General features: G+C 46.3%; 19 protein-coding genes. 14 read left to right on the top strand and 5 right to left on the bottom strand.

The features are described from left to right. Positions 1 to 75 precede the first annotated feature (75 nt). From ACTRDR_RS01210 to ACTRDR_RS01165, 10 genes are all read left to right on the top strand, one after another. Positions 76 to 1,281, top strand: coding sequence for a PucR family transcriptional regulator (locus tag ACTRDR_RS01210; RefSeq protein ID WP_440525855.1), 1,206 nt, complete (start codon positions 76 to 78; stop codon positions 1,279 to 1,281). Between the two features lie 292 nt (positions 1,282 to 1,573). Continuing rightward, positions 1,574 to 2,899 carry an aspartate aminotransferase family protein gene (locus ACTRDR_RS01205; protein ID WP_440525854.1) on the top strand — a complete coding sequence of 442 codons (1,326 nt, stop codon included), beginning with the start codon at positions 1,574 to 1,576 and terminating at the stop codon, positions 2,897 to 2,899. Between the two features lie 17 nt (positions 2,900 to 2,916). After that, entirely contained in the window at positions 2,917 to 4,083 is a 1,167-nt protein-coding gene (locus tag ACTRDR_RS01200) for an iron-containing alcohol dehydrogenase (RefSeq protein WP_440525853.1), read from the top strand. A gap of 30 nt (positions 4,084 to 4,113) precedes the next feature. Next, a complete protein-coding gene (locus ACTRDR_RS01195; protein ID WP_440525852.1) occupies positions 4,114 to 4,725 on the top strand; it encodes an AAA family ATPase in 612 nt (203 codons plus the stop codon). Positions 4,726 to 4,736: 11 nt separating this feature from the next. Then, a complete protein-coding gene (locus tag ACTRDR_RS01190; RefSeq protein ID WP_440525851.1) occupies positions 4,737 to 5,471 on the top strand; it encodes an amino acid ABC transporter ATP-binding protein in 735 nt (244 codons plus the stop codon). Between the two features lie 16 nt (positions 5,472 to 5,487). Then, the gene (locus tag ACTRDR_RS01185; RefSeq protein ID WP_440525850.1) at positions 5,488 to 6,195 is read left to right on the top strand and encodes an amino acid ABC transporter permease; all 708 of its coding nucleotides are present in this window, start codon (positions 5,488 to 5,490) and stop codon (positions 6,193 to 6,195) included. Positions 6,196 to 6,231: 36 nt separating this feature from the next. After that, the gene (locus ACTRDR_RS01180) at positions 6,232 to 7,146 is read left to right on the top strand and encodes an ABC transporter substrate-binding protein (RefSeq protein ID WP_440525849.1); all 915 of its coding nucleotides are present in this window, start codon (positions 6,232 to 6,234) and stop codon (positions 7,144 to 7,146) included. Between the two features lie 215 nt (positions 7,147 to 7,361). Further along, the gene (locus ACTRDR_RS01175; RefSeq protein ID WP_440525848.1) at positions 7,362 to 9,866 is read left to right on the top strand and encodes a glycogen/starch/alpha-glucan phosphorylase; all 2,505 of its coding nucleotides are present in this window, start codon (positions 7,362 to 7,364) and stop codon (positions 9,864 to 9,866) included. A gap of 345 nt (positions 9,867 to 10,211) precedes the next feature. After that, positions 10,212 to 10,616: an HTH domain-containing protein gene (locus tag ACTRDR_RS01170; RefSeq protein ID WP_440525847.1), complete on the top strand. Its 405-nt coding sequence runs from the start codon at positions 10,212 to 10,214 to the stop codon at positions 10,614 to 10,616. 28 nt (positions 10,617 to 10,644) lie between these two features. Continuing rightward, the gene (locus tag ACTRDR_RS01165; protein WP_440525846.1) at positions 10,645 to 11,541 is read left to right on the top strand and encodes an IS3 family transposase; all 897 of its coding nucleotides are present in this window, start codon (positions 10,645 to 10,647) and stop codon (positions 11,539 to 11,541) included. Between the two features lie 316 nt (positions 11,542 to 11,857). Here the strand turns inward: ACTRDR_RS01165 and ACTRDR_RS01160 are convergent, their stop codons facing one another. Beyond that, positions 11,858 to 13,912, bottom strand: a complete 2,055-nt coding sequence (locus tag ACTRDR_RS01160; RefSeq protein ID WP_440525845.1) for a glycosyl hydrolase 53 family protein — start codon at positions 13,910 to 13,912, stop codon at positions 11,858 to 11,860. A gap of 285 nt (positions 13,913 to 14,197) precedes the next feature. Here ACTRDR_RS01160 and ACTRDR_RS01155 point away from each other — a divergent pair, with 285 nt between their 5' ends. After that, complete coding sequence (locus tag ACTRDR_RS01155; RefSeq protein WP_440525844.1) at positions 14,198 to 15,010, top strand: Rpn family recombination-promoting nuclease/putative transposase; 813 nt, start codon at positions 14,198 to 14,200, stop codon at positions 15,008 to 15,010. Positions 15,011 to 15,086: 76 nt separating this feature from the next. Here ACTRDR_RS01155 and ACTRDR_RS01150 read toward each other — a convergent pair whose 3' ends face one another. The 3 genes from ACTRDR_RS01150 to ACTRDR_RS01140 are packed head-to-tail and all read right to left on the bottom strand — an operon-like array spanning position 15,087 to position 17,876. Further along, positions 15,087 to 16,808, bottom strand: coding sequence for a sulfatase-like hydrolase/transferase (locus ACTRDR_RS01150; protein ID WP_440525843.1), 1,722 nt, complete (start codon positions 16,806 to 16,808; stop codon positions 15,087 to 15,089). Positions 16,809 to 16,827: 19 nt separating this feature from the next. Next, positions 16,828 to 17,127, bottom strand: a complete 300-nt coding sequence (locus tag ACTRDR_RS01145) for an AzlD domain-containing protein (protein ID WP_176865012.1) — start codon at positions 17,125 to 17,127, stop codon at positions 16,828 to 16,830. Continuing rightward, positions 17,124 to 17,876, bottom strand: coding sequence for an AzlC family ABC transporter permease (locus ACTRDR_RS01140; RefSeq protein WP_440525842.1), 753 nt, complete (start codon positions 17,874 to 17,876; stop codon positions 17,124 to 17,126). The genes ACTRDR_RS01145 and ACTRDR_RS01140 overlap by 4 nt, the downstream gene beginning before the upstream one ends. A gap of 152 nt (positions 17,877 to 18,028) precedes the next feature. Between ACTRDR_RS01140 and ACTRDR_RS01135 the strand changes: the two genes are divergently transcribed. Beyond that, entirely contained in the window at positions 18,029 to 18,457 is a 429-nt protein-coding gene (locus ACTRDR_RS01135; RefSeq protein WP_176865014.1) for a protease complex subunit PrcB family protein, read from the top strand. 20 nt (positions 18,458 to 18,477) lie between these two features. Here ACTRDR_RS01135 and ACTRDR_RS01130 read toward each other — a convergent pair whose 3' ends face one another. Beyond that, complete coding sequence (locus tag ACTRDR_RS01130; protein WP_440525841.1) at positions 18,478 to 19,365, bottom strand: LysR family transcriptional regulator; 888 nt, start codon at positions 19,363 to 19,365, stop codon at positions 18,478 to 18,480. A 101-nt stretch (positions 19,366 to 19,466) separates the two neighbouring features. Between ACTRDR_RS01130 and pyrB the strand changes: the two genes are divergently transcribed. Both pyrB and ACTRDR_RS01120 read left to right on the top strand, forming a co-directional pair. Continuing rightward, entirely contained in the window at positions 19,467 to 20,414 is a 948-nt protein-coding gene (gene pyrB, locus ACTRDR_RS01125; protein ID WP_440525840.1) for an aspartate carbamoyltransferase, read from the top strand. Continuing rightward, a complete protein-coding gene (locus ACTRDR_RS01120) occupies positions 20,408 to 20,833 on the top strand; it encodes an aspartate carbamoyltransferase regulatory subunit (protein WP_440525839.1) in 426 nt (141 codons plus the stop codon). The genes pyrB and ACTRDR_RS01120 overlap by 7 nt, the downstream gene beginning before the upstream one ends.

The raw sequence follows: 20,833 nt of genomic DNA, 5'->3' as shown, positions 1-20,833 counted from the left end.
AGTACAGGCTCTGCCCGCTGATTGTGGGTGGAGCCTGTTTTGCATCACAGAGTGAGAATTTATGGGAGGTGCCCTATGAATGTTACCTGTAAAAATATATTATCACTGCCTTATGCAAATCAGTTGAAACTGCTGGCGGGAAAAGAAGGACTGAATCATGTGATCTCATGGGTCTACTACATGGAAGATTACCACTATGTGGACTGGCTAAAGGGCGGCGAACTAGTCATTGTCACAGGACTGATCACGAGGGAAGAAGAGGGAATGCTCCTTGACCTGATCAATGCCCTCTACGAGAAAAATGTTGCGGGTGTGGTGATCAACTTAAGCTTTTACATCCGGGAGATCCCCCAGGCGGTTATCGACAGGGGGAATTTTTTGGGACTTCCCATTTTCGAGATGCCGGCAATGTTGCGTATTGTGGATGTCAGTCAGAGCATCTGTTTTGCCATTTTCAAAGAGGAGACCTCCCAGTACGATGTGAATGTCACGCTATTCGGAATCCTGTCGGGCAGCCGGATCACAGCAAAGCGGCTGAATCGGCTGGAACTGGCGGGCTTCCAGCCGGGTGCGCCGTATCGTGCAATCGTTATTCAAATTAGGGAAAGCGCGACGATGCCGGAGCCGGGGATGGCAATCGAGCCGGAAGAATTGTATCAGGAGGCACAGTGGGATCGGGAATTCCACAGACTGGACCAACTAATCCGGGAATATTTGGGGACAGAGCAGGTGCTGACGACATCGGACGAGGATTCCTATATCTGGATCGCACAGATGGATGAGAATCTGAGTTCGCGGGAAGTCGGCGACAGATTCCTTACGCATCTGCACAACCGTACAACCGGGACGTCGTATCGCATTGGAATCGGAAGTGTATTCCGAGATTTGAAGGATATGAAAGCCAGTGTTGACAATGCCCAGCGGGCGATCCGACTCGGACAGAATGAGATCCCGGAGGGCGAACTGTATTTATATGATAATATGATTGTACTGCGTCTCTTCGAGAAGTTCGAAGATAAGGAGGAGCTGAGGGAAATCGCAGCACAGATACTGCAAGATCTGATGCTTCCGGAACGAGAGGAACTGTTACGTACCCTGATTCAGTATGTGAAATGCGGATTCCAGGCGAAGCGGGCGGCGGAAACACTGTTCATCCACGAGAATACCATGCACTATCGCCTGCGAAAGATCGAGGAGATGTTGAAAGTGGATTTGAAGGATCCACATGATGCCTTCAGTCTGACTTTGGCAGTAGAAATTGTGAATGCAACACAAAAATAGAGGAAATATTTGTGACATAATAACAAACACTTTAAAATCTTATAACGTGCAAATTAACAGAAAAAATAGTGGAAATCATTTAAAATACAAAATATTTCACAAAAATGAGTACAAACGAACGGTTTCACGGTGAAAACAAAGGGAGAAAATTAGAAAACCTTATTTCAAAATGCGGTGTTGTGCTTTTTCGAGAAGAAAGTATAATCGGTTACAAGCAAAGGAGCTGACAGAAGATGTCGGTTCCTTTTTTTATTTCTCCAATTGCAGAACAAACGGAAGCGGAGGGAAGAGTATGGCAGGAGAAAAGTTGAAGAAATATGATATCAGCGGATCTAAAGCATTGCATGAGGAACTGGTGAAATACCTGCCCGGAGGCGTGGGAAGTTCTTTTCACAAACCAAAGTACAGAGATTACCCGGTAGCGATGGATCACGGCAAGGGATCCAAACTCTATGATGTGGACGGCAATGAGTATATCGACTATATTGCGGGATTCGGACCGATGTTGCTGGGATATGCACCGGACAGTTTGAACCGTGCAGTGGAGGAACAATTACAGAGAGGTTCCCAATTTTCAGCTCCCACGAAGCAGATGTTGAAGCTGTGCAGGGAACTGACCGAGATCATTCCTTCCGCTGAAATGGTAAGCTTTCAAAATTCCGGAACAGAAGTTGTGATGCATGCGCTGCGGCTGGCCAGAGCTTACACCGGAAAATATAAGATCATCAAATTTGAAGGACAGTATCACGGATGGTCTGATGAGGAAAAGGTAACGATCTCAGCTTCTAAGGTAGAAGACTTAGGAGACAGAGAACATCCCAACAAGATTCTCCCCACCAAGGGAATGAAACCCAATAGTGCGGATTATCTGATCATCGCTCCTTGGAACGATCTGGATTATTTAGAGAAGATCATGAAGGAGCAGGGAGATGAGATCGCAGCAGTCATCACAGAACCGATCATGTGTGACTCCGGTCCCATCTTACCGAAGAAAGGCTTTTTACAGGGGCTGCGGGAACTGACGAAAAAATACGGAATCGTGTTAATCTTCGATGAAGTCATTACAGGATTCCGGGTGTCCATCGGAGGAGCACAGAAGTATTACGGAGTGACACCTGATATTTCGACCTTTGCAAAGGCATCCACCGGAGGTTATCCCTTCGGTATCGTAGCCGGCAAACGTGAAATCTTAAACTGCGGCGTACCTTCTTCCGGTACCTTTAACGCCAACCCCATCGGTGTGGCAGCGGCGCTTGCCACCATCGAGGAGTTGAAGAAGCCGGGAACCTACGAACACTTACAGGAGATCGGAGATGCCTTAGTAGATGGGTTCCGAAAGTTAGCAGTCAAGCATCACCTGAAGATCTACACCAGAGCCATCGGAGGAATCTTTATTTTATACTTTGGGTTTGAGGAAGATACGGAGGATTTCCGGGACTGGCTAAGTAAGGCCGACACCGCATTTTACGGAGAGTTCGTAAAACGTTGTGAGGAATACGGAATCCGATTTACAGATGACAGAGGAAGAGAATATATCTCCGTAACCCATACCATGGACGATGCCTATCGTACTTTACAGGTAGCGGATGTGGTGCTGGGAGAGATGTTGGGAGACTGATGGGAGCGTGAGAGATTATGAAAGAATTCCAATTTTATAATCCCGTAAAAATATATTTCGGAGTCGGAGCAATAGAGAATCTGAAACAGGAACTTCCCGGTATGGGACAAAAGATTCTGCTGACCTACGGTGGCGGAAGCATTCAGAGAAACGGTATCTATGATACAATTGTCAGGCTACTGACCGATGCCGGGAAAAAGGTTTATGAACTTCCCGGTATCATGGCGAATCCCCGAACCACCAAAGTGGATGAGGGTGTACGGATCTGTAGGGAGAAAGGAATCGATTTTATCCTGGCCGCAGGAGGGGGCAGCGTGATCGACTGTTCCAAAGCAATTGCCACAGTGGCAAAGCTTCCGGAAGGATATGATTATTGGGAGAATCTCTTCGTAAGAAAAGAGAAAACCGAAGAGGCCATTCCCTTGGGATGTGTCCTGACCATACCTGCTACCGGAAGTGAGATGAATATGGACTGTGTCATCACGAACTGGGAAAAGCAACTCAAATATTCCTATTCATCTGTACACCAGTATCCGAAGTTCTCTATCCTGGATCCTGAATATACCTACACTCTTCCCAAAGAGCAGATGTTGTACGGAGCAGTAGATACCCTGTCACATATTTTTGAAATCTATTTTTCCACACCGGATGAGAGCAATGTCAGCGATGATGTGGCAGAGGCGCTGATAAAAAATGTGATAGAAAATCTGAACGGGGCCTTGAAAAATCCACAGGATGCGGTGGCAAGATCCAACCTTATGTGGGATTCAACCATGGCACTGAACGGCATCATTGAAGTGGGAAAAGACGAAGACTGGATGGCACATAAGATCGAGCATGCCCTGTCAGCATTTTACGATATTCCCCATGGGGCGGGTCTGGCAGTGTGCCAGGTACCGTATCTGGATTATATCTGTGAGGAGGCGCCGGAGAAGTTTGCCAGATATGCGGTGCGGATCATGGGGTGCGACCCCATCGGGAAGACGGACATTGAGCTGGCACATGAAGGACTGGCGAAGACGAAAGAGTATTTCCGCCGTATCGGGGCACCGGTTACATTACAGGAAGTGGGAATCCCAGAGGAAGCAATTCCCGCGATTGCGGCGAAGACCTTACTGATTCCAGGAAGCTATAAACGATTACAGACAGAGGATGTGGAAGAGATCCTTAGGAACTGTAGATAAAGCAACATACCGGAAAGAGAGGGAAAACATATGAGTCATAAGAGATTTGCTGTAACGATCACAAGAGATTTTGGAAGCATGGGAAGACCTATCGCAAAAAAAACAGCGGAGATCCTCGGAATCGAATGCTATGACAGAGATATCGTGGAGGAGACGGCGAAGCGCATGAACATGCCGCTGTCTTCCGTATCGGATCTGGAGGAAAGCGCGAAAAATATGTTCTTCGGCATGAAATATCCTCTCGGCATGGGAACCACGGATGTGCAGGACAATATTTTCATTGCCCAACAGAAGATCATCAATCAGCTGGTGGAGAAGGAGTCCTGCATCATAGTTGGCAGATGTTCCGATTACATTTTGAAAAATATGGAAAATGCTTTCCATGTATATATTTATGCCTCCTATGAGGATAAGTTAGATAACTGTGTGAACCTGCTGGGGATGAAAGAAGCGGAAGCCCGCAAGATGATTAACGATGTGGATAAGGCAAGGATGCAGTATCACAAACACTATGCAGGATATGCCATGAACGATCCGAAGTATAAGGATCTGATGATCAATTCTCATTTTCTGGGAGTGGACGGAACGGCAGAGCTGCTGGCAGATATCGTTCGCAAGAAGTTCCTGACAGAAGAAGAGTAGGAGGGATGGCTATGGCTTTACTGGAGATCAAGAACCTGTCCAAATCCTTTGGGGATCTGCAGGTATTAAGAGATATCAATATTGAAGTGCAAAAGGGTGAAGTGATCGTCATCATCGGTCCTTCCGGTTCCGGCAAAAGTACCATGCTTCGGTGCTGCAACCTGTTGGAGAAGCCCTCTGGAGGCGAGATCATCTACCAAGGCGAGGATATCACGAAGCTTGGCAAAAAAGTGAAAAACTACCGGAAAAATGTAGGCATGGTGTTCCAGAGATTCAACTTGTTCAGCATGAAGACGGTACTAGATAACATTACGGTGGCACCTATGCAGTTAAACAAGCTGTCCAAAGAACAGGCAGAAGAAAAAGCGTTGGAGCTGTTAGACAAAGTAGGACTGAAATCTAAGGCAAATGTCTATCCGGAGACGTTATCCGGTGGACAGCAGCAGAGAGTGGCTATTGCCAGAGCACTGGCAATGGATCCTGAGGTACTGTTATTCGACGAACCAACATCGGCGTTGGATCCCGAACTGGTGGGAGGTGTGCTGGGGGTCATGAAAGATCTGGCAAAAGAAGGCATGACGATGTTAGTAGTAACCCATGAGATGGGATTTGCCAGAGATGTGGCAGACAGAGTCATTTTTATGGACGGAGGCTACATTGTCGAGGAGGGAACTCCGGATGAAATATTCACTGCACCGAAGAATCCCAGAACACAGGCATTTTTATCCCGTGTATTAAATAAATAGACAGGAGGATGACTATATGAATCTGCATTGGAAAAAAGCATTTGATCAGTTATTACCGAGTCTCGGACAGGGGATCGGCGTTGTCCTGTATGTAACTGTATTGGGATTCTTGGGAGCATTGATCATCGCATTGCTGTTGGCAATCGGAAGAGTCAGCAAAAATAAGGTACTGAACCGCATCTTAGTACTTTTCATTGAATTTATCCGCGGTACGCCGCTGTTGGTACAGTTTTTCTACATCTATTATGTAGTGCCCATGCTGATCGACGGACTGGCAGCCGTGTTCGGAGCGGAAACCAACGTCCAGATCTCCGCCACTTTATCCGGTATCATCGGATTCTCCATTAACTATGGATGCTATATGTCGGAGGTTATCCGTTCCGCCATCCTGGCAGTGGATCCCGGACAGCGGGAAGCCGGCCTGGCACTGGGATTTTCCGAGACACAGGTATTATTCAAGTTTATTATTCCGCCTGCCATCCGGAATTCCATTCCGGTGTTTGGCAACTATCTGGTCATGATGATCAAGGACACATCACTTCTGGCAATGATCTCTGTACAGGAACTGTTACTGCGGGCGAAGACTTTTGCCTCCCAAACGTTTCTGACAGTGGAAGCTTATACCATTGTAGCAGTAGTGTATCTGCTGCTTTCCGTACCTCTCTCCAGACTTTCGGTGGCACTGGAAAGTCATCTTAAGAGAGCAAGGATGAAACGGAAATAAAATAAGCAAAACAAGTAGAAAGAGAGGAGAAAGATTATGAAAAAATTAATGGCAATGGTGCTGATGGGAACTATGATGGCAACACTTTTCACCGGGTGCGGATCCGCGCAGGAGACCGCTACTTCTACAACAGCAGGCAGCACTGTAGCAGAGAGCACAGGCACCATGGAAGAGAGCACAGATGGAGAATCTGCTCTGTTAAAAGAAATCAAGGAGAGAGGTTATATCAACATCGCCACTTCCAATGATGCTCCTTTCTGTTATTACGATGTGGATACAAATGAACTGAAAGGTCTGGATGTGGATATCCTGAAGGAAATATGCAACCGCCTGGGGATTCCTGAGGTGAGAGCGCAGGTAACAGATTTTTCCAATATGTTGTTGGAACTGAATAACAAAAATGTAGATATGGTGGCAGATGCCATGTACATCAAGGATGAGCGGCTGGAGGTAGCACTGTTTACTGATGTATGGTACACCGAGAGCGAAGCCGTAACTGTAAAAGAGGACTCTCCCATTACTTCCAAGGAGGATCTGAAGGATGCTGTAATGGGTGCACAAACTGGTGCAGCCATGTATGAAATGGCTCAGAAATGGAAGGATGAAGGTAAAATCAAAGATCTCGTAGGCTATGAGAACCAGGCAACCTTGATGACCGCAGTCAATACCGGTAAGGTAGATGCGGTAGTTACCGACGGTATCCTCTCAGCCTATGCCATCGAGCAGGATTCCAATCTGAAGTTACGACTGTTAACTCCTTATGAAGCGGAAGCGGTAGGACGGATCGGTGCTGCTATCCGTTTTGAGGACAAAGATTTTCTGGAAGAAGTCAATGGTGCCTTGAACAGTATGAAGGAAGATGGCAGGCTGATGGATATTCTTGCTTCCTACGGATTAAATGAGGACTACTTCATCGGTGTGGAAGAGGGCAAGACAGAGAATATAAAATAAATCATATATAAAAACTTTGAAAAGAGCTTTATCTGTTTCTTTCAGATAAGGCTCTTTTTTTACGAAACTTACGAAACTAGTTGGAATGAGTGTATATATTTGTTATAATATTACCTGTATTTGGTTAAGAATATGGATGAAATCATAACGCTATCCGGCGCGGAATATCTTGAGAAGAGTGCAGTACCGGAGAGGTAATGGAGAGGAGAACATAGGTGAAAAAATCAGTAGTAGCCAGCGAGAAGCCGGTAAAGGCAAAAGAGTTCGACAAGGAGCTCTTCAAGAGAAGTGTGGAATATAATGTGCGCACCCTGTATCGTAAGAATCTGGAAGAGGCAGATGCACAGCAGATCTTCCAGGCAGTATCTTATGCGATCAAGGATCGTATCGTAGAGAACTGGATGGAGACGCAGAAGGCATATGAGAAGGAAGACCCTAAGATGGTCTACTACATGTCCATGGAATTTTTGATGGGAAGAGCACTGGGCAATAACCTCATCAATTTAAAGGCATACAAGCCCGTAGCGGAAGCTCTGGAAGAGCTGGGACTGGATCTGAACCTGATCGAGGATCAGGAGCCGGATGCAGCGCTGGGTAACGGTGGACTGGGACGTCTGGCAGCATGTTTCCTGGATTCCCTGGCAACTCTTGGATATCCCGCATATGGCTGCGGTATCCGTTATCGTTATGGTATGTTCAAGCAGGAGATCCGCGACGGTTATCAGGTAGAGGTTCCCGATAACTGGCTGATGAATGGCAATCCTTTTGAACTGCGTAGACCTGAGTATGCGAAAATGGTGAAATTCGGCGGCTATGTAAGTGTGCATACCGACGAGAATGGCAGAAATGTATTTACCCAGGAGGGTTATCAGTCTGTTAAGGCCATTCCTTTTGATTTTCCCATCGTGGGCTATGGCAACGGTATTGTAAACACCCTGCGTATCTGGGATGCGGAGCCCGTAGAGTGCTTCCAGCTGGATTCCTTTGACAAGGGTGATTACCAGAAGGCGGTAGAGCAGGAGAACCTGGCACGTAATATCGTAGAGGTTCTGTACCCCAATGACAATCATTATGCAGGTAAGGAACTGCGTCTGAAGCAGCAGTACTTCTTCATCTCCGCATCCGTACAGGAAGCAGTTGAGAAGTACATGAGAAAGCATGATGATATCCATAAGTTCTATGAGAAGGTTACCTTCCAGCTGAACGATACCCATCCTACCGTAGCTATCGCAGAGCTGATGCGTGTGCTGATGGATGATTATTATCTGACCTGGGAAGAAGCGTGGGAGATCACCACCAAGACCTGTGCTTACACCAACCATACCATTATGGCGGAAGCATTGGAGAAATGGCCCATCGAACTGTTCTCCAGATTACTTCCCAGAATCTACCAGATCGTGGAAGAGATCAACCGCAGATTCATCATTGACATTCAGCAGAAGTACAGCAATGTACCCGGCGTGGATGTACAGGAGAAGATCCGCAAGATGGCGATCATCTATGACGGACAGGTGAAGATGGCAAATATGGCAATCGTCTCCGGCTACTCTGTCAACGGTGTGGCAAGACTGCATACCGAGATCCTGGAGAAGCAGGAGCTGAAGGACTTCTATGAGATGTTCCCGGAGCGCTTCAATAATAAGACCAACGGTATCACCCAGAGACGTTTCCTGCTGCATGCAAACCCGCTGTTAGCTGACTGGGTAACGGCTCATGTAGGTGACGACTGGATCACCGATCTGCCTCAGATCTCCCGCCTGAAGGTATATGCGGATGACAAAAAGGCACAGCAGGAGTTCATGAACATTAAGTACCAGAACAAAGTACGTCTGGCAAAATACATTTTAGAGCACAACGGTATCGAAGTAGATCCCAGATCCATCTTCGATGTGCAGGTAAAGCGTCTGCATGAGTACAAGAGACAGTTGCTCAATATTCTGCATGTAATGCACCTGTATAACGAACTAAAGGAGCATCCGGAACTGGATTTCTATCCCAGAACCTTTATCTTCGGCGCGAAGGCAGCAGCCGGCTACCGTAATGCGAAGCTGACCATCAAGCTGATCAATTCCGTAGCGGATGTGGTAAACAACGATCCCGCTATCAACGGTAAGATCAAGGTCGTTTTTATTGAGAACTACAATGTATCCAACGCAGAGATCATCTTCGCAGCAGCAGATGTCTCTGAGCAGATCTCTACCGCAAGTAAGGAAGCATCCGGTACCGGTAACATGAAGTTCATGCTGAACGGCGCCCTGACCCTGGGAACCATGGACGGCGCTAACGTGGAGATCGTAGAAGAGGTGGGCGAAGAGAATGCCTTTATTTTTGGTCTGTCCGCACAGGAAGTTATCAACTATGAGAACCATGGCGGTTATGATCCCATGGAAATCTTCAATAACGATCAGGATGTCCGCAAGGTACTGATGCAGCTGATCAACGGAACCTTCGCACCGGGAGATCCCGAGCTGTTCCGCCCGCTGTACAATTCTCTGCTGAACACCCAGTGCACTGCGAAGGCAGACACCTACTTCATCCTCAAGGACTTCAAGTCCTACGCAGAGGCACAGAAGAGAGTGGAAGCCGCTTACCGCAACGAAGACAACTGGGCTAAGAGCGCTATCCTGAATGTGGCATGCTCCGGCAAATTCACCTCTGACAGAACCATCCAACAGTATGTGGATGAAATCTGGCACCTAGATAAAGTAGTGCTCAAATAAATTGAGAGTTTACGAAAGCATAGCCGCGCATAGGCAAAATAAGAACCGTGATTGGGAGCTTGCTCACAAATCACGGTTCTTACTTTTGGCGTGATGTGGCGAACACCTGCCGCAGACATTCTGGAATATATAATTCCCTTGTTGTACCTTCCGATTTTCACAATTTGGGTATCAGCAACAAAACAAGCTTCTCATACCCACAAACTTTCTAAACTACTACCTATCTAGTGGACATTTCTTTTTCTGTATATACCCATTTAAAATGGCAAAACCAATAAATGGACACCCATTTTATTCCTTTAGAACCTTTTTCGTGATATTCTTGATCTAGAAAGGATTTTGCCTATGTCACAGAGCCATTTTTTTACAGATGAAGAAAAAGCCGAACTATTGAGCAATCCATATACCAGCTATGTCTCTAACTGCAGAGTTTACTATTCCCTTGCATTTAAGCAGCTGGTCATCAACAATCTTAATAAAAACGGAATGACTTCCACAAAGATTTTTCGCCTTGCAGGCTATCGTGATGATCTGTTTTCTCATTCTTATCGAAAACACATTATAAAAAGAATCCGTATGGAAGCCGAAACTCCGGAAGGGCTTCGGGAACCTGCCCGTCCAAAGAAATCACCTGCTAAAAAGAGGCATAGCGAAACAGAATTTCGCGAATTAGAAAAACGTGTTCAACTTTTGGAACAGCAGATTGAATTCTTAAAAAAAGCCGTCATTTACGGGAAACAGGTCAGTTGATTCCACCGCGCAATTCCAGCTGATTCAAATGACTCTGGCTTCTCCGGAAAATATTTTAAATGTAACCGAATTATGCCGTATAGCAGGGGTTTCCCGTTCCGGTTATTATAACTGGGTGAAAAATGGTCAGAAGCCAAGTCAAAAAGAATATCAGGATCAGGCAGACTTTGCTTTAATTCAGGAAGCATATGCATTTCGAGGCTATGATAAAGGTGTAATGGGAATTTATATGCGCCTTCTACATATGGGTATCCGTATGAATCATAAAAAAATCCGACGGCTGATGCGAAAGTATGGGCTTTTCTGTCCGATACGAAAAGCAAATCCCTATCGAAGAATGGCAAAAGCCATGCAGACAAATTCTGTAGCGGATAATCTTTTAAAACGGGAGTTTAAACTCCACGGCCCAAGGAAAATATTTTTAACTGACATTACATATATCTCGTTTAAGGACAGCTTTCTGTATTTGTCTGTTATCATGGATTCGTTTACGGATGAGGTGCTTTCTTATGTCCTCAGCGAAAGCTTAGAAGTAGATTTTGTTTTACAAACAGTAAAACAGCTTATTGAGAAGCATGGAATCTCTCCTGATTCCGAAGCACTGATACATAGTGACCAGGGATGCCACTACACAAGTACATCTTTTCAAGAGGTTATAGCAGATGCAGGACTTCGTCAATCCATGTCAAGACGCGGAAACTGCTGGGATAATGCTCCTCAAGAAAGCTTCTTTGGTCATATGAAAGAAGAGATCCATCTTAAATCAAGGAGATGGGCAACTTTTTCCGAAGTAAAAGAAGCCATTGATGACTGGATTGATTATTATAATAATGACCGATATAAAATGGGATTAAAGAACCTGTCTCCCAAAGAATTTTATAACTATATACTAACTGGAGAGTATCCGATAAAGATGCTTCGTTAAAATTGGGCATAGAAAGAGCTGACTGTCCTTGACACGGGTAGTAGTTTAAGGAGGAAGAAGGGTACAGAGAAGCTTGATCCTATCTCCTGTGCCCACGCTGAGGCGGAAGAAGGGGCACAGGCGGGCGTTCGTCCGGTTTACGACAACCCTACGTTACGAGCCATGCACTCAATTCATAAATGTGTCGTAAAGGGCACTCCACATTTATTTCATTGACGGTTGTCGCCGTATAAAAATAGAACGAAATAACCTCTTGTGTGAGCAAGCTCCCACCGAGGTATTCCGTTCTATTTTTGCATGGCTCGTAACTTTCAATTTAATCTCCGACACGATTCAGTGTTACATCATCTAAAGTTCCCCAACTGTTCATATTACACTGATATCTCACTCCAATAGTCAGGGTGCCGTCGGTGACTTTGATCCCGGAGACGATGGGATTCTGCCAGTCGGCATAGGTGGTGAGCATAAAGGGATCCGTAAGCTCCTTGCCATCGACAACTGCATACAGTTCCATGGAAGCATCTGCAGACAGATCACCGCCCTGCGAGAAAGCGGACAGCTCATAAGTACCCGGTTCCAAATCGGTGAACCTCTGCTCAATGGAGAATTCCATATCGGAAGATCCGGACCAGAAATGGAACGCTATTTCACCGCTGTGGGCATCCGCAGCCTTCACCTGATAGTCAGTAGGATCCGTATCTCCTGCGTAGGTTACGGTCCACATGGAGGTATCGGCATCTTCGAAGCTGGGATTCTGCACGTAGTTCACTCGCTCTACCGTTACTGTCGCAGTAACTTCACTGCCATCATCCAGAGAACCGGAAACAATGAAAGTACCTCCGGTCTCCGTGTCAATAGCAGCCACATCATCCGCATTCCAGGTAACGGGAACCTGTTTTTCGGACCGATCGTTGTAGATGACACTTACGGTCTCCGGAAGTTCTGCTTCTGTACCGAGATTGCAGGATACGGTAAGCGCGGGGATACTCTCTACTGTCAGGGGTGCCGTAGCACCGTATTTCAGATACTTAAAGACATTCAGAGAAGCCAGAGGATGTCCGGTGAAATCAAACATTGCCTGATTATCCCAGGAGCATCCGCCGTAATACTGTCCGGCATCTTTGGGATCGTAATCGGAAGCGTAGCTGCTTGCCCAACCACTGCCGTATTTTTCCCAGATAGCGGAATTGTCAGCATCTGCAGGACCTACCGGGATCCAGGCGCCTTCCCAGTAGAAGATACCTTCAGCACCGGCTTCACTGGCAGCCGCACAGACATCCCTTACTTCATTTGCCTGTCCCTGCACACTGGCGGAATAGCCTTCTGCAAGATCGCCTGTTCCCTCCACACTGTTGGCGGATCCGTCGCCGTCTTCTGCGGTATAGCAATAAGCATTTTCAGCGACATATACCTTTTTGTCATAAGTATCCCGGATATGGATAATTGCATTTTTTAGATCATCCATGGTCCCATGCCAGTAGGGATAGAAGGAGAGCCCAACAATATCGTAGTCAATTTCTTTTACCTGTAAACCAGTCAGTAATGTATCCAGCTTCTTCATATCATCGATATTTGTATAGTGTACAGCTACAAGAATATCTTTGCAGGAATCCGCTGCTGCTTCCCGGACAGCCTTGCTGCCGGCGGTCAGAAGCTTTCTCACATTTGCTACATCCGTTTCACCGGACATACCATTGTTGATCTCATTTCCAATCTGTACCATGCCTACATTGACGCCGGCCTCTAGAATCTGAGTGAGACTGTCCAGTGTGTAGTTGTAGAGAGCATCCGCTTTTTCTTCAATATTCATGCCTTCCCATGCCTTGGGAACGAACTGCTTCTTCGGGTCAGCCCAGAAATCGGAATAATGAAAATCGATGCAGACCTTCATGCCATACTGCGTAGCACGCTGACCCAGGGCAATTGCGGTTGCTACGTCGTTGTTACCGCCGCCGTAACCGTTGCCGTTCTCATCATAGGGATCATTCCAGACACGGAGACGGATATAGTTCACACCGGCCTGTGCCAGCGTCATGAAAACATCCTGTTCTTCCCCGTCGAAATTATAATATTTCACGCCGCTGTTCTCCAGGGCAAGTACTGCGGAAGCGTCCATGCCCCGGTAAAAATCATCGGAAATGCCGTCGACCGGTTCCACATAGATGGTAGATTCCTCAGGCCCTTCCGGCATGGGAAACGCAGTAATATCGGTAACATCTGTTGAAGACGTACTTGCGGATTCGGCTATGGTATCCGTGGTACCGTTGCCCTGACCCTGATTACTACAGCCGGACAGACTGCCCATAATCAGTCCTGCGCTGAGACATAGAGCCAACAGGCGTGTGTGTGAATGCTTTGTAAAATGATGCATAAGTAATCCTCCCGTAAAACTATAATCGCACAACCGATTGCGCACATATATTATAACATATTATAGCGTATATGCATTATAAAATATTGCAAAACTGCGCAACAAAATCAGAAACCATTGCGCAAATTTACAATTGACAGTTGTACTTATATTTGTTATCATCAAGACACACATTGGGAAGCAAGTCTGATATTTCAAGACCATTCGGTCGCTTGTCCCATTTTGATAAAAGTAAATATGGGAGGCGGCAAACCTCTCGTATGTATATAAGAGAGGAGAATGCAAATGATAGCAAGACCCAAGTGGGATTACTGCATGAAAGAACTGTTCCGTAATTTTATTATTCTAAAATATTTTATCAGTGATATTTTAGACATTCCGATAGAAAAGATCCGGAGCCTGAAATTACGGAATACGAATTTATGGCGCAGATATAAATACCAGAAACAGGGAATTGTAGATGTATTGTTGGAATTGAATGACGATACGAAGATCAGTATAGAGCTTCAGATTCATACAGTAAAGCATTGGGATAAACGTCAGCTTTTCTATATGGGAAAGCTTCTGACGGAAGAACTTTCTGTCGGAGACGACTATGAACGGATGAAGAAATGCATCACCATCAGTATTCTGAATTTTAATATGACAACAGATAGTACTTATCACAGAAAATATCTGTTAAGAGAAGAAAATGGTGAAGTGTTCAGTAATCTGGTGGAACTGCACATTCTGGAACTGAACAAAGCATTGACCGGGCAACGGATTGATGAGTGGATACAATTGTTCAATGTAGAAACGGAGGATGATCTGAAGATGTTGGAAACTTTGACAAAGAACCCCGGAATTCTGGAAGCGGTGAAAGAGGTAAGACATATGAGTCTAGGAAGATGGGCGAGAGCCATGTACGATGAACATATGAAAATGGTACGGGATCAGCATGCCAGAGATGAGTATGTCCGTGACCTTGGTGCGGAACAGGAACGTAATCGTCTTACGAATTTGATTGCCCGCATGAATGCCGAAGGTGACGAAGACAACATCCCTCGTCTGCAGGATCCTGAGTTTGTGCGGGAAATGTTGAAGAAATACAATTTATAGATTCAGGATACAGACTTTAAAGAGCAGCTGTGGCGTATGCACAGCTGCTCTTTAAAGTTGCGTATTTAGAAGTATTCTACGGTGTTCCCAGTCTGGAATCGTAGTAGTATTCAGTACCGGTACGGATCAGGGTGGATAAGTCGGAGGCATGTCCGGTCTGGATGTATTCCACCATGTGTTTTTCACCGACACCATCATTGAGATCATAATATAGGTATCGTCGTTCTCTCTGCTGCCCCTCAGTCCAGGCAAAAGCCTCTTCTCCGGATTGCCCTTCCATCAGATTAAGAAAAGATGCAGGTAGATCAGAGAAGGACAGGGGAATGTCCGATGTAACATAAGGATGATGTTCGCCGACGCCTTTTACGAACAGAATAGGGTTCTGTCTGGCCTCAAATGTCCGGCCTTCATCCGACAATTCGGAGTTGAAGCCGTGATCCGCCATCACAATGATGACAGAGTTATCATATACACCGGCTTCTTTTAATTTCTTCAGATAGCTGTCTGTCAGAGTCATGGAAGCCTGGATACAGGTAGGATAATCGGAAGATTCTACGACATTCAGGTCTTTGTCATAGCAGAAGGGAGCATGGGCACCCTCTAAATGGATAAAGCGGAAACATTTGTCCGGTGTCGTGGTGATATCGGTGGTCTGAAGGTCGTCGTAGAAGGTGCGGTCGCCCCATTCGAAGACATCGAAATCGTAACTATCCGGAAGCTTGCGGACCTTGCCGAAATTATAAGCAATAGCGTAGCAATACGGTTTCAGATCATAGGGGGCGAATTTGATTCCCCCCAGCTTTACCAACAGTTTGGCAAAACGAAAATAAGAAGTGACTTCCGCCCGAACCGGCTGCATGTTCTCGAAACGATCCAGATTACCTTCCGCAGTGGGATTCAATTCACTGTCATAGAGTCCCATGCGGTAGGAATCATTCTCCAACGCCTGAAATACCGGTGACTCTTTAAATACGGTATTCAGATAATCGTTATAAGTGCGATCATTTTCATACCAGAAGCCGGACAGAATATAAGGTATCGCATGTTTGGTACAGGAATAAGCACCTACGGTGTTCGTATAATAAGTGAAATCCTCAAAAGTATCTTCCAGTCCCTCCATTTTACCGTCGGCAATCATCTGATTCAGGGTCGGAGCATCTACGGCATCCAGCAACAGGATGATAAAATTGGTATCCTCCGACATTTCAAACATATTTTCCGTCGTGGCGGTCAGCACATCCTTGTTGAGACTATCCCGGGAGGACAGAGACAACGTAAATAGTGTCACAAGCAGCATCAGTGCCATGCAGAAACTTACGATTCCGGCAGCTTTCAGAAATTTCCGCAGATGAAATATCCGGATCAGGACGATAAACACGATCAGCATGATGATCCATAAGCCGATGGATTTATAACGGGAAGCCTGGTACTGATTCCAGTCGATTGCCAGTCCGTCCAGTCCCGGCAGACCAAAGATCAGGAAAGTCCCCTGAATGTAGGAGCAGATCATCAGGAGAGCGAAGCCGGCAGATGCAATCTGATAGAGTGTATGAGAGATCAGGTTGCAGAAAAACAACAGCAGAACAGAGGCGAGTACAGTAACCGCAAAAGTTCCGAGCACTGCGGGGAGCATGGTATACAAAGTGAACCAGAAGCTGGACTGATTGGTTAAAAACAGCTCCGTTGGCGCATACACAAACAATAAAAAGCAGGTAGAAATGGCAATAACGGCACCATTACCCGTGGAACGGATTATATCCGGTAATTTTCTTTTCACATTTTTTTCAGATATAGACATTCTATGATCTCCCTTAAATCTACACAAACAACTCAATCAAAAATACCAGCACACAACAGATCACGGATACCGGGAACAGCCCGGCACCGAGCCATGCGGCGATGATTCCGGCGATCAATGCCACCAGTCCGGAGATGGGAGTCTGGGTAGCATGGATGATGGCCGGGAAGGTCATGACAGCCAGTGTTACATAAGGCACATAGTACAAAAAGGACTGAATAAACTGATTCTTGATCGGTTTGCGGATCAGTGTCAGGGGTAAGACACGGATCGTATAGGAGACGGCTGCCATAACGGCAATATAGATATAATTATTCATTTGTCAGAGTCTCCTTTCCGGGCACATTCCGTTGATTTATCCGTCTGTTTCACTGGGAACAGGATCGCTGCGGCACCGGAGATGATCACGGTTAACAGGATGGTTCTCGTACCTTCCGACAGAGAAGAAATACCGGGCAGATAGTTGCAGACAAAACTCAATGCGAAGCTGATGGCTACCAGTGCTGCCACGATCTTACTTTTTCTGGCAGGGGGAATAATGATCGCTAAGAACATGCCGTACAAAGCAACGCTCAGCGCACTGACCGCACGTAAGGGAAGCGCATTTCCGGCGATGATGCCGCAGGCGGTTCCGCCCGCCCAGGCCGGAGCGGCTAACAGGATCGCACCGTAGGTATAGTATGGATTCAGAATGCCGGGTCGGGCAATGGTGATGCCGAACAGCTCGTCCGTCACATCATAAGCAATGATCAGACGGTGGAAAAAAGGAGTTCCGGGGGAGAACTTCTGTGCCAGTGCACAGCTCATGAGCAGATATCTGGCATTCGCGATCAGCGTAATGATCGCCACCTCCAGATAGGTTGCCTGAGCAGCCACCAGGGTAAAGGCTGCATATTCTCCGGCAGAAGCATTATTCAGAAGACTGGCCAGGAATCCCTGCAAGGGAGTGAAACCAGCGTGCCTTGCAGCAATTCCCAGGGAGAAGGATACGGCGAAATATCCCAGCGCGATGGGAAAACCATCCCGCATGCCGTCGCAGAATACTTTTCTGCTGAATTTATCATCCATAATTATAATCCTCATCTTTCTGTAAGGCGCCTTTGGGCGCACCTGCTCTATTATAGCGCACATCCGGATCAGAGAAAAGGAGTAAAATTAATGTATATCGCTACATTTTTCACATAAATATAGGATAAGTAAGTATTCGCGGTGGATCGTGTATGAAAATCAAGAGAAAACGGTGGAAAAATGTGGCGGCTGCAATGCTTTTGCTGTGTGTGGTGCTGACCGGATGCGGGATGTCCGGGGAAGGGAACATCAAACTGCGTGATCTGGATTTTACAGTGCTCAGTGAAGAAAAAATTCCGGAAGAATTAAAAACTGTGATTGCGGAAAAGGGAAGCGAACCTTTTCGACTGACATATAGCGATAATCAGAACCTCTATATCAGCATCGGTTACGGGGAACAGAAGACCGGCGGTTACAGCATCGCAGTGGATGAATTATACCTGACAGACGATGCTGTTCATGTCAGCACAAGCCTCTTGGGTCCTGATATCACCGGACAAAAAAGCGGCGCAGGGAAACCCACTACGCCGTATATTGTGATAAAAACAGAACTTTTGGATAAAACAGTGATCTATGACTGACCCCTGATTTAAAATGTATTTTAAAGCTCCCTCAGATAATGACAAAAGGTAGCGGCTGCCCGGCTCTGACTGCGGCTTTTATCCCACAACATTTTCACCTCGCGGGAAGGAAGCGGTACATTTAAGGTTAGGGGAACGAGACTGCCGTTTTCAAAAAAAGGAGCCGCTAACGGTTCCGGTACAAATCCGACGCCCAGATTGTTCTGGAGCAGTGGGATGACCAGATCTGCGGTAGCTACTTCCATGGCAGGTTCGTAGTCCAGATGCTGTTCGATAAATACTTTCCGGTAATAATCATAACTGGCGGTTCCATACCCAAGACCGATGATAGAATGGAGACGGAACTCCTTCAGAGTCATGGGATGATCGGACAATGCAGCGCAGTCGGAACCGCCGGCAGGAACTTCCTGAAAAGTCATCAGATCTTCACATTCCATGGTATCCCTGATCTCGAACGGCGTGGTTACCACAGCGAGATCCAGACGACCGTTCGCCAGTGACTTGAGAATGTCAGGTGTTGTATTGTTCTGAATACGGATTTTAATATCCGGGTAAGTGCGCTGAAAATCATGCAGGTTCCTAAGCAGAAATAAATGCAGGGCAGTCTCGGTGACGCCAAGCTCGATGGTTCCGGCGCAGATGTCTTTCTCCCGGCACAGTTCAGCCTCCGCATCCAACAGATGCTGGCAGGCGATCGCTACATGGGCGTAGAGTCTTCTGCCTTCCTCGGTAAGCTTCAGTCCCCGGGGCTCCCGGAGAAAAAGACGGCAGTCCAGCTGATCCTCCAGGATATGTATGATCCGGGTGACATTGGGCTGGCTGCTCTTTAATACCATAGCGGCCTTTGTAATGTTTTCATATTTGGCAACGTAATAAAAAATTCTGTAATATTCAAAACTGATATCCATATAAAAATAATATGCCTCACATATAAACTATATATTTTTAGTATTCATCAGAATATAGTATAATACGCGGTTGAAAAAAAGTAAACAGAGGAGAAAAGGTTATGCGACATTTGATTGATTCACTGGATCTGTCGGTAGCGGAAACGCAGGAGATCTTAGACCTGGCGGACAGAATTGCAGGAGATCCCGCAGCGTATGCTCACTGTGCGGACGGGAAAATACTGGCTACTTTATTTTATGAGCCAAGCACCAGAACGAGACTTTCTTTTGAAACAGCAATGCTGAACTTAGGCGGCAGAACACTGGGATTCGCAGGGGCGGAGCAGTGCAGCGCCACAAAAGGCGAGACCGTGGCGGATACCGCACGAGTGATAAGCTGCTATGCAGATATTATCGCCATGCGTCATCCGAAGGAAGGCGCGCCGCTTCGTGCATCCATGTATTCTAAAATTCCGGTGATCAATGCCGGGGATGGTGGACATAATCACCCGACACAGACCATGATCGATCTGTTGACCATAAGACAGCGCAAGGGACGCCTGGATCATCTGAAAGTAGGTTTCTGCGGGGATTTGAAATTTGGCAGGACCGTACATTCTCTGGTAAACAGTCTGGTTCGCTATTCGGGCAACGAATTCTATTTCATCTCTCCGGAGGAGCTGAAGGTACCGGATTATCTGGTGGAGGATACCCTGAAACCGACGAAAACGCCTTACCATGAGGTGATCAGTCTGGAGGATACGCTGCCCAGGCTGGATGTACTTTATATGACCAGGGTGCAGAAGGAACGTTTTTTCAATGAAGAAGATTATATCCGTCTGAAAGATATCTATATTCTGGATCAGGAGAAATTAAACTTGGCGAAAGCGGACATGCCGGTTCTGCATCCCTTGCCAAGGGTGGATGAGATTGCCACGGAAGTGGATGCTGATCCGAGAGCTGCATATTTTCAACAGGTATTAAATGGAAAGTTTATCCGTATGGCACTTATCTTAAGTCTGTTAGACCTTACGGATCCTGTGACGGGAAAGAAGGTGCTTGTATGTTAAACGTAGAATCGATTCAGAACGGTGTCGTGATCGACCATATTCCCGCAGGAAAGGGAATGGATATTTACAGATTGCTGGAACTGGAGTCCAAGACCCAGTCCGTAGCTCTGTTGCAATCCGTAAAAAGTCAGAAATACGGATGTAAAGATCTGATTAAGATCGAAGGAGAGACACTGCCGGAACGCCTGGATATTTTGGGATATCTGGACAGTCAGATCACCTTGATCGTGATCCGGGAAGGAGAAGTTGTAAAAAAGTATCATCCGGTTCCTCCACAAAGACTGGTAAATGTGATAAAATGTAAAAATCCACGCTGTATTACCAGTATAGAGACGAACTGTGATCATATTTTTGAATTATCACCATCCGGAAGATATCGTTGCTTATACTGTAATCAGGAGATGCCTGTAGGGAGGTAG

It is taken from the genome of Simiaoa sp. (assembly GCF_051972595.1).
Lineage (GTDB): Bacteria > Bacillota > Clostridia > Lachnospirales > Lachnospiraceae > Acetatifactor > Acetatifactor hominis.
Note: the sequence above shows the minus strand (reverse complement) of the source record. Positions and strands in the feature narration are given on the sequence as shown.

Bases quoted from the DNA above. Each gene is read 5' to 3' on its own strand.
- ACTRDR_RS01205 (WP_440525854.1), top strand. From the start codon at position 1,574: ATGGCAGGAGAAAAGTTGAAGAAATATGATATCAGCGGATCTAAAGCA.
- ACTRDR_RS01160 (WP_440525845.1), bottom strand. From the start codon at position 13,912: ATGCATCATTTTACAAAGCATTCACACACACGCCTGTTGGCTCTATGT.
- ACTRDR_RS01185 (WP_440525850.1), top strand. From the start codon at position 5,488: ATGAATCTGCATTGGAAAAAAGCATTTGATCAGTTATTACCGAGTCTC.
- ACTRDR_RS01210 (WP_440525855.1), top strand. From the start codon at position 76: ATGAATGTTACCTGTAAAAATATATTATCACTGCCTTATGCAAATCAG.
- ACTRDR_RS01165 (WP_440525846.1), top strand. From the start codon at position 10,645: ATGACTCTGGCTTCTCCGGAAAATATTTTAAATGTAACCGAATTATGC.
- ACTRDR_RS01145 (WP_176865012.1), bottom strand. From the start codon at position 17,127: ATGAATAATTATATCTATATTGCCGTTATGGCAGCCGTCTCCTATACG.
- ACTRDR_RS01120 (WP_440525839.1), top strand. From the start codon at position 20,408: ATGTTAAACGTAGAATCGATTCAGAACGGTGTCGTGATCGACCATATT.
- ACTRDR_RS01155 (WP_440525844.1), top strand. From the start codon at position 14,198: ATGATAGCAAGACCCAAGTGGGATTACTGCATGAAAGAACTGTTCCGT.
- ACTRDR_RS01195 (WP_440525852.1), top strand. From the start codon at position 4,114: ATGAGTCATAAGAGATTTGCTGTAACGATCACAAGAGATTTTGGAAGC.
- ACTRDR_RS01140 (WP_440525842.1), bottom strand. From the start codon at position 17,876: ATGGATGATAAATTCAGCAGAAAAGTATTCTGCGACGGCATGCGGGAT.
- pyrB (WP_440525840.1), top strand. From the start codon at position 19,467: ATGCGACATTTGATTGATTCACTGGATCTGTCGGTAGCGGAAACGCAG.
- ACTRDR_RS01130 (WP_440525841.1), bottom strand. From the start codon at position 19,365: ATGGATATCAGTTTTGAATATTACAGAATTTTTTATTACGTTGCCAAA.
- ACTRDR_RS01170 (WP_440525847.1), top strand. From the start codon at position 10,212: ATGTCACAGAGCCATTTTTTTACAGATGAAGAAAAAGCCGAACTATTG.
- ACTRDR_RS01180 (WP_440525849.1), top strand. From the start codon at position 6,232: ATGAAAAAATTAATGGCAATGGTGCTGATGGGAACTATGATGGCAACA.
- ACTRDR_RS01200 (WP_440525853.1), top strand. From the start codon at position 2,917: ATGAAAGAATTCCAATTTTATAATCCCGTAAAAATATATTTCGGAGTC.
- ACTRDR_RS01150 (WP_440525843.1), bottom strand. From the start codon at position 16,808: ATGTCTATATCTGAAAAAAATGTGAAAAGAAAATTACCGGATATAATC.
- ACTRDR_RS01190 (WP_440525851.1), top strand. From the start codon at position 4,737: ATGGCTTTACTGGAGATCAAGAACCTGTCCAAATCCTTTGGGGATCTG.
- ACTRDR_RS01135 (WP_176865014.1), top strand. From the start codon at position 18,029: ATGAAAATCAAGAGAAAACGGTGGAAAAATGTGGCGGCTGCAATGCTT.